Here is a 15,071-nt window from a genome sequence, read left to right as displayed (position 1 = left end):
CATATGATAAAAGGCGAAGATTAGAGCGCATTTTTTATAGTTAGTTTTAGGGCTAGCTTTTTTCTTTTATCACGCGTGTGACATCCGCCGCGCTGACATCGCTGTTTGGTAAACCACCAAAGGTGACTCGTACATAGTTGGTAATGCTAGCGATTTGTGCAGGGCTTAAATCTTTTGAGAAGCCAGGCATTTTTGGTGCTGTATTGAAGGCACCTTTCGCGCCAAAGGCAATCACGCCAACGAGCGCATCAGGTTTTACGCGGCGAATGCTACTGAGGCCAACGATAGATGCATAGCGCGCATCGGGCTGAGCGTAACCATCGACGCCATGACAGCTGGCGCAATTTGCTAGATATAAGTCTTTTGGCGAGTTGATGTTCAGACCGCTATTGTTGGCACTGGTGACAGCATTCGTTTTGGCCTGCGCCAGATAGTCTTTTTGCTCAAGTAAATTATAAGTAATGGAGTTGCTGACTGGCTGCGGCAGGCGAGAGATATTGACCGGTATAAGATAATCATCTGTCTTAATGGCTGGGACGACTTTTAAATAAGACGCCATCGCGATCAGGTCTTCGTCGGTAAGATAGCGCGTACTATGCGCCACGGCTTCTGCCATTGGCCCGCCCGCATAAGCGTGCTTATCAAGCGTTCCTGTACGCAGGTAAGTCACGATGTCCATTTCGCTCCAGCGACCAATCCCTGTGTCGTTGTCAGGGGTGATATTTGGGGCAAACCATTTACCGAGCGGTGCACCAGATAAGTATCGGTCTTTATCGAGGCCTTGGGTTAGGTTACGCGGCGTATGACAGGTGCCACAGTGTTCTAAGTTATTGACCAGATATTCACCGCGTTGCTGAGTTTGGGTGAGTCCTGAGCGATTTTCGGTAGAGGGTACGTTGATCACATTCCATGCCAGCATTAAGCTACGGATATTTAATGGAAAAGGGAGGTGTGTGGTCTTTTCAGGTGGTTTGTCTACGATAGGTACGGTCTGGAAATAAGCGAATAAGGCACTGACATCATCATCCGTTAGGCCATGATAGGACGGGTAAGGCATAGCAGGATAAATCTGATGACCGGGTGCACGACCTTTACGTAAGGCTTTTTTGAGATCGGCTTCGGTATAGTTGCCGATACCGTATTTCTTAGAGGGTGTGATATTGGTCGAGTAGATATTGCCAATCGGCGTCTCAATCGGCACGCCGCCACTATAGTCTTCACGGTGGCAGGCCATACAGTCAGCGGTACGGGCGACGTAAGCACCTCGATTAGCAAGTGCACTATTGGCTGGACTGACATTTGGTAGGCTTATTCGACTGTGCAAAGTATCTATTGGCAAACTGACACCTTCTGCCATCACGACGGTAGACACTAAACTAAGTCCCAATGCCAATGAAAACGACAATGCTGGCATGACGGCAGAAAGTGGCTTCATAACGTCCTTATAGTGCTGATAAATCATCCTTAACCCCTTCTTATGAAATGCCTGCAAGTCATCAATAGTGTCTACCAAAATAAAGCAAAGTGATAAAAATTCATATTTCAAAAAGCAGTGTCGTAAAGTTAAAACTGACTGCTATTGTCTGGCGGCTTCGACTTTGATATTTAAGTTAAGATTTTTGGTCAATCCAAACCAGACAAATTTGTTTATATTCCATTTTGTGCGATCAATCGTCGCAGTGAAGTCACCACCGCAAACATCCTTTTTGAGACTGGGGCTCAAATAACAATCAAAATTCGTGGCTGTCAGGCTAATAGGATGTGTCTCACCATGTAGCGTCAGCTTGCCATCTACTTTTGTTACCTGCGGGCTTTTCTTATTTTGATCAAAATACCACTTCGTCGACTTAAATCGCGCCGAGGGAAACTTTTTCGCATCAAAAAAATCCGGTCCCGTTAGGCTACTATTAAAAGAGGGGTTGCCCGTATTGAGGGAGTCTATCGGTATGATTAATGAAATGTCGCCTGTTTGTCGACTTGGGTCGTATTGTAGTTGACCTTTGATATCATAAAAGCCACCAGTAGTGGCAGAGGTCTTGAAGCGTTCAATGGCAAATATTATGTGTGTACTGGCAGGGTTGATGGAGTAACTGGCGGCATGGCTGCTAGGTGCGGCGCTTATTATCAATAATGGCAGTGTCAATAAAGGGTAGGTGTGTGATATTTTTAGAGTAAGGGATAGGATGCTCATAGCTACATTCCTTTGCGGGCTATTGATAAATAAAGAACGTCGACGACGAGCGCAATCCATGCTGTTACTTAATAACAAGTAGGTCAGCACTAACTATTTATACATTATTTTTCAAATACTTAGTAGGTTTATTTTCGTAAGAACATCATTATCAATTTGGCTATTGTTCAACCGTTAAAATTAGGTTTTTGATGATTCTTGAAAGCCTGTCTCATCAGATTTTTTAGTATTAGCCTTGATGCTTTTGGCTTTCTTCATGATTGAGTCTTTAAAAAACAGAGTGGCAAGCGCACATGCTATCGTCAGTGATAGCAGCATCGAGACCAAAGTATGACTAAAAAAATGATCGCCAAACAGCATTTTATACAGCCCCATCGTCCATCCTAGGACCGTTACTGTTGCCAATATATGATAGCGGTATTTTTTTAGGGTCGGCAAAAAGGCCAGTCCATATAAGGAAAACCCTGCACTAGCATGAGCAGCGGGGAAGCATCTGGCTGGCGTGGCTGCTACGATGTTTTGCCAAAGGTTAAGGTAGGGTAGATCACCGTTAAAAATAACCAAGTCATTTGGGCAGCTCACATGGGTGACGCCTTTGAGCGTGGCAATGGTAGCCGGTACAATCGCTATTATAATCAGTAGGTAGCCAATCTCTCGAATTGGTAACGGAAGCAGAAATCTATCGAATTTATGGCGATGCTGCGAGGCAAGGTCGGGCAAAGGCTGTCGATACTTTATAATTAACACTGCTATGAGATAGACCGCCAGTAGAATTAATAGAGCTTTGGGCAAATCATAAAAGATAAACGCATAAGGCTGCGCGCCCTTTTCTAGTAGCCAGTGACCATTGCTATAAAACAGCTCACTGATGCGTATGTCCAACTGGCTATGCTCAAAAATAAATGTGGCAATGATGGTCACGCACAGTAATTTTAGCCAGCCCCAAGCCATTGAGTGGTTTTCTAAAGTCATGGATACACCTGATAACGTATATTAAATGGTGATAGCTTCCAGCATGATCGTTCATTGGTGTCTTATCTGAAACTGGACTAGCGATTGGTAATACTTAAATATGAGTATTCACCGCGCTCTACTATAAAAAGATAGACAGCGCCATTAACCATAAGACGGTTAAGAGAAATAACGACAAAAATTGCGCAGCAGAGCCGACATCTTTTGCTATCTTTGCGAGTGGGTGCTTGGCTGTTGAGGTATGGTCAACGCAAGCTTCGATACCGGTGTTGAGCAGCTCCACAATCAAAGATAAAAAAGATGCGAGCACTAGCATCATTTTTATATTCAGTGCAAAAGGCATAAAAGCGATGGCTACAAACAGTGCAAAGTTGAGCCACACGACTTGTCTAAAGGCCGCCTCAAATTTGTATGCTGCTTTAAAGCCATCCATAGAATAGCCAGCAGCTTTTATAATTCGGTAAAAGCCCGTTTTACCTTTTGCGTTCTCTGCAAAGCTATCAGGCGTAAGCGCACTATGATGTGCTGGCTGCTTGATAGAGCTGTGACTGGCTGGCTTGTTTTCAAGATTAATAGGAGTAATTTTATTCATATAGAATTCTTAATAGTCTATTAATATCAAGGTATGCGCTCGGCTTTGCATGACCAAAAAACCAGTCAAGCAAAGTCAATATAGCTTGAGTATAAGATAATAGAGGTTAAGAAAGTGTTAAGAGATTATAAAGCGGCAGCAATAAACGGTTGTGAATATTTGGGTGCATCGCTTAGCAACACTAACTGGCGGCTGATAAATGGAGGTTTTTGGGTAGCGTTATATTGATCAAGGTTATTTGTAATAAATACTAAAGGTGCTGCCACCTGAGTGGTTGGCTTGATGGGTCAGCTGCCAGCCCATATGAGACATGATACGTTGTACGATACTCAGCCCCAAACCTGAGCCTTCAACCTTGTGATTGATATCATGCTCTGGTGACAATGCGGTGCCTGTACCCTCGTCTTGATAGTCATGAGTTAATCGCTCAAATCGTTCATATAGTAAGGGCATCATCACCTCAGGAATACCAAGACCAGTATCGGTTACCGTGATTTTTTCGTCATCGATAGTGACGATCACTTCGCCATCATCGGTGTACTGAAACGCATTTTTTATCAAATTGCCCAATGCCATCTTTAGTAGCTCAGGTCGTACATAGGCACTGTATTCTTGCTCAGCGACTACCTGACATGTGACGGTCTTATAGCGCATCAAATACTTCAGTCGCTGCACCTCAGCTAAGGCAATGCTATTGATCGACGTTTGCGGTGTATCCAGCTTTTCAGGCGCGCGCGATAGTAGCAGCAAAGCGGTGATAATCTCGGAGGTTTCTTTGGCCGTATTACTGATACGATTGGTAAACTCGTTCAGGTGGCTGTCTGCTTCTAACTGTGAGGCCAACACCTCAGAGGCACCCATGATGATGGTCAAAGGCGTGCGCAGCTCATGGCTGACGTCACCGGTAAACAGTTGCTCGCGCTTGAGATATTGCTCTAGTTTATGGTTTTTTTCATCAATAGCTCGAGCCAACACGCCAACCTCAGATGGCATATGTGTTAATTCGGTTAGGTTTTTATGATCAGTTTCGACGGCTTGTTTTAAATCGAGTAGCGGCTTTATGATTTGTTTAGAGGACAAATGGGAGAAGATAGCAGCGATAAGTAAACTTAAAATCACCGCTACTTTTAGTGTATCCGCAAATATATCTTCTAAGTTTTCGAAGATTTCCAAAACAGGGTAGTGCTTCATTACCATCTCTACCCCTTCTAAGTAGGTCAAAATATAAGCTTGACCGTCTTGTTGATAGGCAAAGAAATGAAGGTTAGCGCGCGTTTTGCCAGACTCATCATTTATAGTGATAGAGGTTTCTTGAACGGTTTCATTCGCCATTGTTTGCAGACTGGCAGGAGCATTATCGTAGCGGTAAATTTTGATACCTGGATCGGCAGTGTAAATAGGCTGATCGCCATACTCTTTTTGACTGAGCTCTAGCTGCTGTAACAGACGAGCCTTGACCAACTCCTGCTCTATTCTGCTTTCCGCGTACAAAAAAATACTGACAAAAGCGGCACATAGCAATAATGCAAATATGAAGTAGGACAAGCGAAACTTATTGGCTATCGAGTCTATATTGAACATAGTATGGAGGTGCTTAATCGAATGAGGCGGTAGTTATAGTGAGCGATGGCAAACCTTATGAGGTGCTATTCTCTCAGTTATACTACAACGTTTTCTGATTTATTAGGATCAATAACTTGGTAACCAACACCAGGTACTGTCACTATCATAGTTTTGGTAAAGGGCTTGTCGACCTGCGCCCGCACGCTATGCATATGGGTGCGTAGCGCATCACTGCTCGGGATATCCAGACCCCAAACCTTTTCTTCAAGTTCAGTTTTGCTGACGACGCGAGGTGCTGCATTCATTAGGATATGTAGTATTTTAAATCCGGTTGGTGTCAGCTTAATGGATTTGCCTTCGCGCATAATAGTATGCTCACTATTGTTCAACGATAGCGCACCTACAGCGATACTGTGTACAAAATGCTCGTCTTCATGGCGACGTATGAGTGCTTTGATACGGCATTCCAGTTCAATCAACGAAAAAGGCTTGACCAAATAATCATCAGCACCGCTATCAAATCCTGCAACTTTATCCAAAATCGTATCGCGAGCGGTGAGCATTAATACAGGCGTTTTGTCGTGTAATTCTTCTCTGAGTTTTTTACACAGCTTAGTGCCATCCATACCTGGTAGCATCACATCGAGCAGTATCACGTCATAATGATTGTTTGAGGCGAGCGTTAGCCCACTGTAGCCATTATGTGCATTGTCCAGCTCAAAGCCTTTTGGCTCAAAAAAAGCATAAATATTGGCCACGATATCGGGGTTGTCTTCAATAACGAGTATTTTGTACATGATGCTTATTACCTAAAAGATGATGATGGCCTAAAGGATGGAGCAATATAAAAACAGATTTAGTGATTCACTTTAAAAAAGGTTGGTGCATCTTTGACTTCATCAGTCGTGATGCCAAAAAAGCTAAGCAATGTTGGCGTAATAAAATCGTGTGATACGGGCTGACTGCTCATACTAGAGAGACTATCCGCATCGATGTTATTACTGTCTGGTGACCAGATCACCGCGGGGACGTGTTTTTGGGTATCTGGAGCAAATTTATATGGCAGACCATGCAGGTAAATATTATTTTCCCCCAAACTCTCGCCATGATCGCTCATATATACCATGACTACATCATAATCTTGTTCGTAAGATTTTAAGGTATCGATCACGTTATTCAAAAAGTAGTCGGTATAAAGAATCGCATTATCATAGCCATTGATCACAGACTGGGTATCACATTTTGACAGCTCATTGGTCATACAGACAGGTTTAAATTCTTCAAATTCTTTAGTGTAGCGCTGGTAATAGGCGGGGCCATGATTGCCCATTTGGTGTAACAAAATAAGCGTGTCTTTAGGTGCCTCTTTCTCTAAGCTGCCTGACTTAACCAGTTTATCAAAACCATCAAGCATGCCAATATCTCGGCATTCAACATCGCAGTTAGGATTGGTATCAGCCGTTTTGTAGTCCTCAAAAGTGACACGATCAGCCACACCTTTAGAGCTAGAGTTGTTGTCTCGCCAAATGACATTGACCCCTTGCTTGCTTAGCGTATCGAGTACGTTTTCATTGTACTTGGCGGTATCGATATCATAATTTTCCCGATTTGCATAACTGAACATACACGGCACTGAGTAGGCAGTCGAAGTACCGCAGGAGACGGCATCTTTAAAACTATAAAGATCTGATTGTTTTGAGAGTAGAGGCGTGGTATTGCGTGTATAGCCATTTAAACCAAAATGATCTGCTCGAGCGGTTTCACCAACCACAAACACCATCAGTTTGGGTTTGGCGCTGTTATTAACACTATTGGCAGAGGCTACGCGCTTTGCATCTGTCGCATGTAGCGTCAAGGTATCAGGACGGCGCAGCTCATCGATATAGTTTTCCCCAAGTTTGATCATAGAGTAAATAGGCGTGATCGGGTTGGCATAAGAGCGAACTTGTTTATGCTGACGAAAGAAGCTGGCGTATTGGTCACCAAAGGGTAAAAGACACGCCGCGATCAGTGCTATAGACAATATCAACGTGGCTGTCTTTTGTAAAATGTTGCGTTGCCAAGTAAAGCGTTTTAGACGAATTTTGCTAATAATAAATGCCGGTAACACGCCTAATATGAGCAGTCGAATGACCATGCTAGGGGCAAACAATCCCATGGCCTCTGCTTGATCGGTCTCCATACTATTTATCAGCATGTTCGTATCAAATATCGTCCCGTAAGCATCGGTAAAATAACCGCAGATGGCGGCAGTAATCAGTAGCGCAATCAATACTGGTTTGGCAATAGGGCGATAGCAAAGCAGCTGCAATACCAACCACATCAGTCCAAACAACAAGCCGGTAATAGACAGTATAAAGCCGACGTTTTTGCTAAATGGATAGACGTTTAGCACCTGTTCAAAAAAGCCAATATTGGCAGTCGCCACCAAATATAAGGCAACAATGATAATAAGATAACTGAGGTTTACCTCACGATCGTAGAGCTTACTCAGATAGCTATTTTTTTTATTGGCTTTGGGCGTGTCGATTTTGGCGGCTTGAGATATTGACATATAAATACTTCTCAACAGAATGGTGGGAAACGTCATTCCTTACCATAACAAGTGGGCTGTTAAGAAGATGTTAAGGTATTTTAATTTAATAATATATGAGGAAACCTTAATAATTTAAACGATGACAGACAGGTCCTAGTCAATATCCTAATATTATCTGCACTATTGTGCTTGTTTGGCTGTAATTTATCTCATTTGTATCACTATTTTTAAAATGATGTACGGCCTAATCAACCGCGAGATAACCTGCGTCAGAAAAATACTGTTGTGCAGTAGGCGAGCGCAGATAGTCAGAAAAATCTGTCGCGGTAATAGTGTCACTAAGTACCAAACCGTCTTGCAAAATAGCGGGGTAAGACTTTGGCGCTAACGTATAGAACTGCTCAGGCGTGGCCTTAATCGCCGTCAGTTGCGACTGGGCGACAAAGCCATAATCGACATTACCAGTGTGCGCATATTGAAACGCCTGCCCGATATTTTCAGCTTGAATAATGCGACTTTGCTCAGTGAGAGTATCAAAAATTTTTTGCGTTTGTAGATAGGCTTGTGCTGACTTGCCATAAGGGGCAAGTTCTGGATTGGCAATGGTGATTTTACTATCAGACTCAGTCATCAATAATGCATTTAAGGTAGTAGGATTGAGGCCTTTAAGGGATTTGTTAACGCTATAAAGTGCCAGTTGACCTTGGGTATAAGTAAAAGGCTGATGGGTCGTTTTGTCACTAGGCTTAATTTTATTTAATTTTATTTTGGCAAGCTTGGCAGGAAATGCTTGATTAGCAGATAAGAATATATCGTAAGGTGCGCCAGAGGTGATCTGCGCATATAACTTACCTGAGGAAGCATAAGTCACGTCAATCTCTTGCGCAGGCAGGTTTTTATCCCTTTTATAAGCAGCAATGATCTCAGGTAATACATCAGATAAGTTGGCAGCAGAAGCGATGCGCAGTGTTTGACTCTGCTCAGTGGCGTTGTCGGCGTCCGATTGGACAAGCGCAGCGGTTTGCTCTTTGCTACAAGCGCTTAGTGTTAATGCTAAGCAAGCTGATGATACTGTTATTATTTTAATCATTATTATGAAGCCTTGCCATTATTGCTCACTATTGGCTATCGCTCTGAGCAGTCATTTAAATCGCATTTTTAACCGTTATTGCTAAGCCATTTAGAAGAGTCATCTTGGTAATATTCTTGCTTCCAAATGGGAATATCGGCTTTAATAGTATCCAATATCCAGCGACAAGCATCAAACGCAGGATAGCGATGGGCAGAAACCACGCCAACCCAAACAGCGACATCACCAATCTCTAACGCGCCGACACGATGGATGGCAATGGCATGGGTAATCTCAAAGCGCTTTTTGGCTTCTTCGATAATGGCGCGACCTTGATTGATGGCAAGCTCTTCGTAGCCATAATAAGTCAAACGATTGACGCTACTGGCATTATTATGATTGCGTACCCGCCCTTCAAAGCAGACAAATGCGCCGCAACTGTCATTATCAAGGGTGCTTTTAAGACGATTTTCATCAATATCGGTATCTAAAAGTGCAAAACCATCACGTTCAGCGAGGAGATACGCTTCATCGATGCTACGCTTGATGCTCATCGACTGCCCATGTACGTTGTCTGTCATTTCTTTTTGCCTATTATTCGAGCGAGATTTTTAATCTTTTAAGCATAGCGAAAAGTAACGCTGCTTATAAAGAAGTGGTTTGATAAAGGAATAGGTTAATAAAAAGCTATTTTAAATTAGCCGCCAGCAACTGGGGTAATAAAAACCACACTATCGCCGTCATGAATCTCATCTGTCCATTTGGCAAAATAGTCATTGACCGCCACGCGTAACTCCGACTGCGGGCGACTAAAGCGATGTTTTTGGCGCAACTGTTCATACAATTCAGTCAATGATGTTGACTGTGGCACTTTGATTGTTTCTTCATGGCAGTTGGCTTCATCGGCTAAGCTGGCAAAGTATAAAACGTTAATATTCATCGTGGCATCTATCTCTGAATTTGTATTGCTTTCTACTAAAGTGCTCATAGAAATCTCCATTATTTATTCATTACTAAGCTTTTTGTAGATGATATTCATAAAGCCAATTTATGCATGTTGATAGTCGGATTTTCCGCCCGTTTTTTTCATGAGATGAATATTATCAATCACAATGTCATGCGAGATGGCTTTGGTCATATCATAAATGGTTAAGCAGGCGACACTGACAGCGGTTAATGCTTCCATTTCTACCCCAGTTTTATGGGTGACTTTAACGGTGGCGGTCACGGTAATGCTATGGTTTGCATCATCGTATTCAAAGCTTAAGCTGATTTTATCTAAGGGCAGAGGATGACAAAGTGGAATCAAATCATGGGTGCGTTTGGCTGCCATGATACCAGCGATATGAGCAGTTTGAGTAATGCTGCCTTTTTTGGTCATGCCGTCAGCGGCTTTTATTTGCTCATAAATGACCGCAGGAAAAACCACTTGTCCAAATGCACTAGCTTCTCTGGTGCTAGCCGTTTTGCCACTCACATCGACCATGGTAATATCACCAGCACTGTTTAGATGGGATAACCCAGATTGGTTGCTCGGTTGCTTGCTGCTCGGTTGAGGACTGTTTTTTTGACGGTCGCTATTCATTTCTCATTTCTCTCAAATGGCTGGTTCTTCTTAAAGTTAGTTTTTCTCAATAAACCTTTTTATGAATCATTTAAAGCTAAACAGGCATGATCAAAATCTTCAGGCGTATTAAAATTGGTTAAATACTGCCATTCTTTTGCAAAAGGGACGGGCTGCACAAGCGGCTTAATAAATCTCATGACTTGTCGCTGTCCACCGTCAATATAATGCTTTAAATCAGGCTCAATGCTTAAACGATATAGACCTAATAATGGATATAAATGATGATCATCGGCGAGGCAAATGACAGCTTTATCAGGATTTTGCGTTATATAAGGTTGCAGTTTTTGCCATAAATCATTAATAGGAATTAAGCTGTCACAGCTAATGACTAGCAGCCAAGATTGATGACAGCTTACATTTTTCGTTAATTGGTTTGAACTTACCAAAGATTGCAGCGCCGATTCAATCGCTACCAATGCGCCGCCTGTTTCAATCGGTTTATCGCTGTCACTAAATAGATCGTCATTAGTTACATAGTCAGCAATATGAAATATTGGCGATTGCAAATGCTTAATCAAATCTGGATTGATGGTAAAACCACGCCCATTATCCGCAATCATAATAGGTAAGTTTCTCGCCAATGCTGTGCTTAATTCAAGCGCTTGCCTGATATGATAGTCAAGCAAGCGCTCGCCTGTCGGCAATATAAGCTCAGCTTTTGGCGTTCCCATACGTTTGGACGCGCCGCCCGCCAAAATCACGATACCTGCTAAGCGATTTAATTTACCTGCTTCAATTAAGCTATCTGAAACTTCGAGCATGAATCAATCATGACCTGGATTGGTGCGCATAAAGTGTGGGACAAAATTGCATGGGCGTGTACGGCTATCGAGCTGCTCTTGTAAGATGCCTTCCCACGCAGTGCGGCAAGCGCCTGATGAACCAGGTAAGCAAAAAATGCCCGTGCTATTTGCCATGCCAGCTAGGGCGCGAGATTGAATGGTAGACATACCGATATCGTCTTTTGAGATTAAGCGGAACATCTCACCAAAACCATCGACTGATTTATCAAATAATACGCCAGCCGCTTCTGGCATGCTGTCGCGGATATAAAAGCCAGTACCGCCAGTGGTGATAATAGCGTGCACATTTGGGTCAGCAATCCAGCCACTGATGACGGCTCTGATTTTATAAATATCGTCGGTAATCAGCTGCCGATCGGCAAGTTGATGACCTGCTGTGGTCAGTTGGTCGACCAAATACTGCCCTGAGGTATCTTCTGCAAGAGTGCGACTGTCCGAAACCGTTAAGATGGCGATATTAAGCGGGGTAAAAGGGGCTTGCAGCTTACTCATGGATGTTCCTTAATAAATACGCTTGTTGTAAAAAATGAAAAATATTGCTGATAAATTCATTAACCGCCAATCATCGACAAGTTGTTCATCATGCCACTATTGGACTCATGAAGATGATGATGCTCTGGTTTAATCGGCATAAAGCTGTGTAAGGTATCAACGAGACCTGCCACATCATCTTGCGCTAGATGCTGACGAATATCATAATTACCTTGGTCAAACAGGCATAAATGCACCTTGCCTTGACTACTGACCCGCAGGCGATTGCAGCTGTCACAAAAATGAGCAGCGTAAGGGGCAATCATACCGATGCGCCCCTGATAATCGGGATGGCTGTATTCTATCGCTGGACCATCGTTGCTGCCACGTATGTGAGTTTGCCAGCCATTTTTTAATAAGTAATTGGTAATAATATCGGACTGTGCATGCTGCGCAAAAAATAAATCGCTATTATCACTGGTCTGCATAAATTCAATAAAGCGATAAGTGACCGCTCTGTCCTTGATGTATTCGATGGCATTCATCAAATTTTCAAAGGCAGTTTCAGCCATTAAAATACTGTTTATTTTTAGCTTAATATTTGTGGTCGCAAGCAAAGTATCCATATCAGCCAAGAGCTGCGGCAACATATCAAAGCCAGTCATCTTATGGAAGGTTGCAGCATCAAAGCTGTCCATACTGATATTAAGCTGATTCAGTCCAGCCGCTTGCCAGTCGGCTAAGTGCTTACCAAGCTTATAACCATTGCTGGTCATGGCAACGGTTTCTATACCTTCGGTATTTTTGATGGTTTTAATAATGTCTACTACATCACGGCGTATAGAGGGTTCACCGCCAGTAATTCTGACTTTTTTGGTGCCAACTTGGGCAAAGCCGCGGATTAAAGTGGCAATTTCAGTGACACTGAGCTCGTTTTGTGGTGGTTTGCCTTGATAGCCATTGGGCAGGCAATACTCACAGCGAAAATTACAGAAATCGGTAATCGATAGACGCAAATAGGTGAGACGTCGTGCGAAACCATCGGTTAATGGTTGAGAGAGCGTGGCCGGAGAATACGTTGATGTGATAGCTGCTATCGATGATGAGTCACCATCAAAAACAGCGGGTGCAGCGGCAGGCGAATGCCATTGCACATTGCCTGCATTGGGGGCAAGATGGTTCATAGATGATTACCATTAACATTAAGTATAGTGTGTACTTTTAGGCGTTGCCTCGGGTTGTGAGTGGAAAATTCTATTTAGGTATGATTATGACAGCTTGTACGCAAATAACCATTCACCGTAAGTGACCTAAAAACTACCACCAAAGTAGTAGATGCTACTTTATATCATGAATCAGTTTCTCATGACTAATGCTATAAAGAATTATTAACTGTGTAACCATTAACTAGCGATGCGACCAAGGAAAAGGCTGCACGTTTACGGTTTCGCCAGCGGTTATATTGCCAGAATCTTGTGCCAATACAATAAAGCAATTGGCGAGGCTCAGTTGTTTAATACGGTGCGATTGTTGCTTGGTGAAGCTTTCAACTTGGAAATCGCCAGATTCGTTTTGGGATAAGATGCCTCTTTGAAAATCCATCCGCCCCGCTGATTTTTTGATATCGTTTTTAAGCGTTGCAGTGAGACTTAACTGTATAGGTCGCTCTTGTGTCGCAGCGCCTGCCATTTGCCACAAGGCTGGAATCACAAATTGCAAGCTGCCAACGATGGTCGATAGCGGATTGCCGGGTAAGCCAAAATATAGTACGGGCTTGGTAAGGTCTTTAGTCAGCTCGCCAAAGACAAACGGCTTACCGGGTTTCATCGCGACTTTATAGTGATTAATCTGTCCAAGTTGCTCAATGACTGTCGTTAAGAAATCATAGTCGCCAACCGATACTCCTGCCGTAGAGATTAGTACGTCACACTCTTGCATTGCTTGGGTTACGGCAGTGGTGGTCTTGTCTAAATCATCAGGAATGATGCCATAATCACGAATAGTGACGGGCAAATCAGAGAGTAGGCTTTTTAGAGTAGGGGTGTTCGAGTTATAGATTTGCGCCAAACTTGTCAGCTCACTGCCAATCGCAACCAGCTCGTCACCTGTTGCGAGCACACCAACGACTAAAGGCTGATATACCGTCACTTTATCAAAGCCTAAATTAGCCAGTAGGCTGATATCAGCAGAATTTAGGCGTTTACCCTTTAATAAAACCGCTTCGCCAGCCTCAATTTCTTCGCCTTGTTTACGGATATTATCATCATGCTTAGCGTCTTGACTGAGAGTGATGGCATAGGGTTGTGATTTATCAATGCTATCCTTTATCGCGGCAAAGTTGGTGTTTTCTTGCATGATGACCGTATCACAGCTGTCAGGAACAACCGCACCGGTAAAGATACGCACCCCTTGTCCTGCTGAGATTTCACCATCATAAGGACTGCCAGCTTGTGATTCACCGACGATATCGATAGTGCTGTCTGCTGAGAGTACGCTGTTTTTAGCAATAGCATAACCATCCATCGCGGACAGGTTTTGCCTTGGTATCGCAAAAGGCGAGATGATATCTTCTGCCAATATATGATGAGGGCTGTCTAATAAATCGTAGCTCTTGACTGTTCTTTGATGTAGCGGATAGTCGTTAGTATTATACGTTTCTATGCGCTGCTGTATTTCAGAGATGAGCTCTGCAACCGTAATCATAAATGTCTACTTATTTTATTAATATTGAACTGTGTTATTGATATTGAACGACACATAGCATAAGAGGTGAGTTATATTATAAGAACCTTTATACCTTAACAGCTACTTTATAACATAAGAATGAAGTGACTGACAGCGGATTGCGTAACCGCAAAATATATCCTATTGCTCAAGCATTATCTCAATACCTTTAATATCAGCTTCATTCGCTAAGGTAAACAAATAATTGAGCACCTCAACGAGGTGAAAATGATAGCGGCTTTCGATGGGGCTTGGGGCACGTTCTTTATCAGGCTTAAATAATGTGCCTTCAAGTTCTAGTACGGTTTATCTTTTGATAAACACACCCAATTCACCGCCTAGCTATTTTGAAGGACAAGCCGAATGCGGGCGTGCTAATTGGATAAATTCTGCATTATTTAAGCAGGAGGATTCGCTGTCAGTCAGCAGCCCCATAATCTTGGCTACGTAATACATATAAATTATGCAGTATGGTTATGTTATGCGGTAAGGTTTTCTATGAAGCTCTCTGTAAGGCTTTCGA

General features: G+C 43.0%; 15 protein-coding genes. All 15 read right to left on the bottom strand.

All coding sequences use genetic code 11. The annotated features are described in order from the left end of the window. Nucleotides 1-52: 52 nt before the first annotated feature. Nucleotides 53-1,435: a c-type cytochrome gene (locus JFC10_RS03425; protein ID WP_227685911.1), complete on the bottom strand. Its 1,383-nt coding sequence runs from the start codon at nt 1,433-1,435 to the stop codon at nt 53-55. A 141-nt stretch (nt 1,436-1,576) separates the two neighbouring features. Next, a complete protein-coding gene (locus JFC10_RS03420; RefSeq protein WP_198331689.1) occupies nt 1,577-2,191 on the bottom strand; it encodes a YceI family protein in 615 nt (204 codons plus the stop codon). 180 nt (nt 2,192-2,371) lie between these two features. After that, nucleotides 2,372-3,163, bottom strand: a complete 792-nt coding sequence (locus JFC10_RS03415; RefSeq protein ID WP_198331688.1) for a PAP2 family lipid A phosphatase — start codon at nt 3,161-3,163, stop codon at nt 2,372-2,374. Nucleotides 3,164-3,284: 121 nt separating this feature from the next. Next, the gene (locus tag JFC10_RS03410; RefSeq protein ID WP_406947326.1) at nt 3,285-3,746 is read right to left on the bottom strand and encodes a diacylglycerol kinase; all 462 of its coding nucleotides are present in this window, start codon (nt 3,744-3,746) and stop codon (nt 3,285-3,287) included. 243 nt (nt 3,747-3,989) lie between these two features. Next, a complete protein-coding gene (locus JFC10_RS03405; protein WP_198331686.1) occupies nt 3,990-5,336 on the bottom strand; it encodes a sensor histidine kinase in 1,347 nt (448 codons plus the stop codon). A gap of 77 nt (nt 5,337-5,413) precedes the next feature. After that, nucleotides 5,414-6,115 (bottom strand): response regulator transcription factor, encoded by a 702-nt coding sequence (locus JFC10_RS03400; protein WP_198331685.1) that lies wholly within the window; start codon nt 6,113-6,115, stop codon nt 5,414-5,416. Nucleotides 6,116-6,174: 59 nt separating this feature from the next. Further along, nucleotides 6,175-7,872 carry a phosphoethanolamine transferase gene (locus tag JFC10_RS03395; protein WP_198331684.1) on the bottom strand — a complete coding sequence of 566 codons (1,698 nt, stop codon included), beginning with the start codon at nt 7,870-7,872 and terminating at the stop codon, nt 6,175-6,177. A gap of 226 nt (nt 7,873-8,098) precedes the next feature. After that, nucleotides 8,099-8,944, bottom strand: coding sequence for a molybdate ABC transporter substrate-binding protein (gene modA, locus JFC10_RS03390; RefSeq protein ID WP_198331683.1), 846 nt, complete (start codon nt 8,942-8,944; stop codon nt 8,099-8,101). A 68-nt stretch (nt 8,945-9,012) separates the two neighbouring features. Next, nucleotides 9,013-9,504 (bottom strand): molybdenum cofactor biosynthesis protein MoaE, encoded by a 492-nt coding sequence (locus tag JFC10_RS03385; protein WP_198331682.1) that lies wholly within the window; start codon nt 9,502-9,504, stop codon nt 9,013-9,015. Between the two features lie 116 nt (nt 9,505-9,620). After that, on the bottom strand, nt 9,621-9,911 hold the full coding sequence (locus JFC10_RS03380; RefSeq protein WP_198331681.1) for a MoaD/ThiS family protein: 291 nt from the start codon (nt 9,909-9,911) through the stop codon (nt 9,621-9,623). A 60-nt stretch (nt 9,912-9,971) separates the two neighbouring features. Then, nucleotides 9,972-10,508 carry a cyclic pyranopterin monophosphate synthase MoaC gene (gene moaC, locus JFC10_RS03375; RefSeq protein ID WP_198331680.1) on the bottom strand — a complete coding sequence of 179 codons (537 nt, stop codon included), beginning with the start codon at nt 10,506-10,508 and terminating at the stop codon, nt 9,972-9,974. Nucleotides 10,509-10,567: 59 nt separating this feature from the next. Continuing rightward, nucleotides 10,568-11,311: a molybdenum cofactor guanylyltransferase gene (gene mobA, locus JFC10_RS03370; protein ID WP_198331679.1), complete on the bottom strand. Its 744-nt coding sequence runs from the start codon at nt 11,309-11,311 to the stop codon at nt 10,568-10,570. A 3-nt stretch (nt 11,312-11,314) separates the two neighbouring features. Then, nucleotides 11,315-11,845, bottom strand: a complete 531-nt coding sequence (gene moaB, locus JFC10_RS03365; protein WP_198331678.1) for a molybdenum cofactor biosynthesis protein B — start codon at nt 11,843-11,845, stop codon at nt 11,315-11,317. Nucleotides 11,846-11,904: 59 nt separating this feature from the next. Further along, entirely contained in the window at nt 11,905-13,008 is a 1,104-nt protein-coding gene (gene moaA / locus JFC10_RS03360; protein WP_198331677.1) for a GTP 3',8-cyclase MoaA, read from the bottom strand. Nucleotides 13,009-13,231: 223 nt separating this feature from the next. Further along, nucleotides 13,232-14,527, bottom strand: a complete 1,296-nt coding sequence (locus JFC10_RS03355) for a molybdopterin molybdotransferase MoeA (RefSeq protein WP_198331676.1) — start codon at nt 14,525-14,527, stop codon at nt 13,232-13,234. Nucleotides 14,528-15,071: the final 544 nt, after the last annotated feature.

The organism is Psychrobacter aquimaris, assembly GCF_016107525.1.
Lineage (GTDB): Bacteria > Pseudomonadota > Gammaproteobacteria > Pseudomonadales > Moraxellaceae > Psychrobacter > Psychrobacter aquimaris.
Note: the sequence above shows the minus strand (reverse complement) of the source record. Positions and strands in the feature narration are given on the sequence as shown.

Excerpts from the sequence above, each read along its gene's own strand:
- JFC10_RS03405 (WP_198331686.1), bottom strand. The coding sequence starts at position 5,336 with ATGTTCAATATAGACTCGATAGCCAATAAGTTTCGCTTGTCCTACTTC.
- JFC10_RS03425 (WP_227685911.1), bottom strand. The coding sequence starts at position 1,435 with ATGAAGCCACTTTCTGCCGTCATGCCAGCATTGTCGTTTTCATTGGCA.
- JFC10_RS03385 (WP_198331682.1), bottom strand. The coding sequence starts at position 9,504 with ATGACAGACAACGTACATGGGCAGTCGATGAGCATCAAGCGTAGCATC.
- JFC10_RS03400 (WP_198331685.1), bottom strand. The coding sequence starts at position 6,115 with ATGTACAAAATACTCGTTATTGAAGACAACCCCGATATCGTGGCCAAT.
- modA (WP_198331683.1), bottom strand. The coding sequence starts at position 8,944 with ATGATTAAAATAATAACAGTATCATCAGCTTGCTTAGCATTAACACTA.
- moaA (WP_198331677.1), bottom strand. The coding sequence starts at position 13,008 with ATGAACCATCTTGCCCCCAATGCAGGCAATGTGCAATGGCATTCGCCT.
- JFC10_RS03420 (WP_198331689.1), bottom strand. The coding sequence starts at position 2,191 with ATGAGCATCCTATCCCTTACTCTAAAAATATCACACACCTACCCTTTA.
- JFC10_RS03380 (WP_198331681.1), bottom strand. The coding sequence starts at position 9,911 with ATGAGCACTTTAGTAGAAAGCAATACAAATTCAGAGATAGATGCCACG.
- JFC10_RS03355 (WP_198331676.1), bottom strand. The coding sequence starts at position 14,527 with ATGATTACGGTTGCAGAGCTCATCTCTGAAATACAGCAGCGCATAGAA.
- moaC (WP_198331680.1), bottom strand. The coding sequence starts at position 10,508 with ATGAATAGCGACCGTCAAAAAAACAGTCCTCAACCGAGCAGCAAGCAA.
- mobA (WP_198331679.1), bottom strand. The coding sequence starts at position 11,311 with ATGCTCGAAGTTTCAGATAGCTTAATTGAAGCAGGTAAATTAAATCGC.
- JFC10_RS03395 (WP_198331684.1), bottom strand. The coding sequence starts at position 7,872 with ATGTCAATATCTCAAGCCGCCAAAATCGACACGCCCAAAGCCAATAAA.
- moaB (WP_198331678.1), bottom strand. The coding sequence starts at position 11,845 with ATGAGTAAGCTGCAAGCCCCTTTTACCCCGCTTAATATCGCCATCTTA.
- JFC10_RS03415 (WP_198331688.1), bottom strand. The coding sequence starts at position 3,163 with ATGACTTTAGAAAACCACTCAATGGCTTGGGGCTGGCTAAAATTACTG.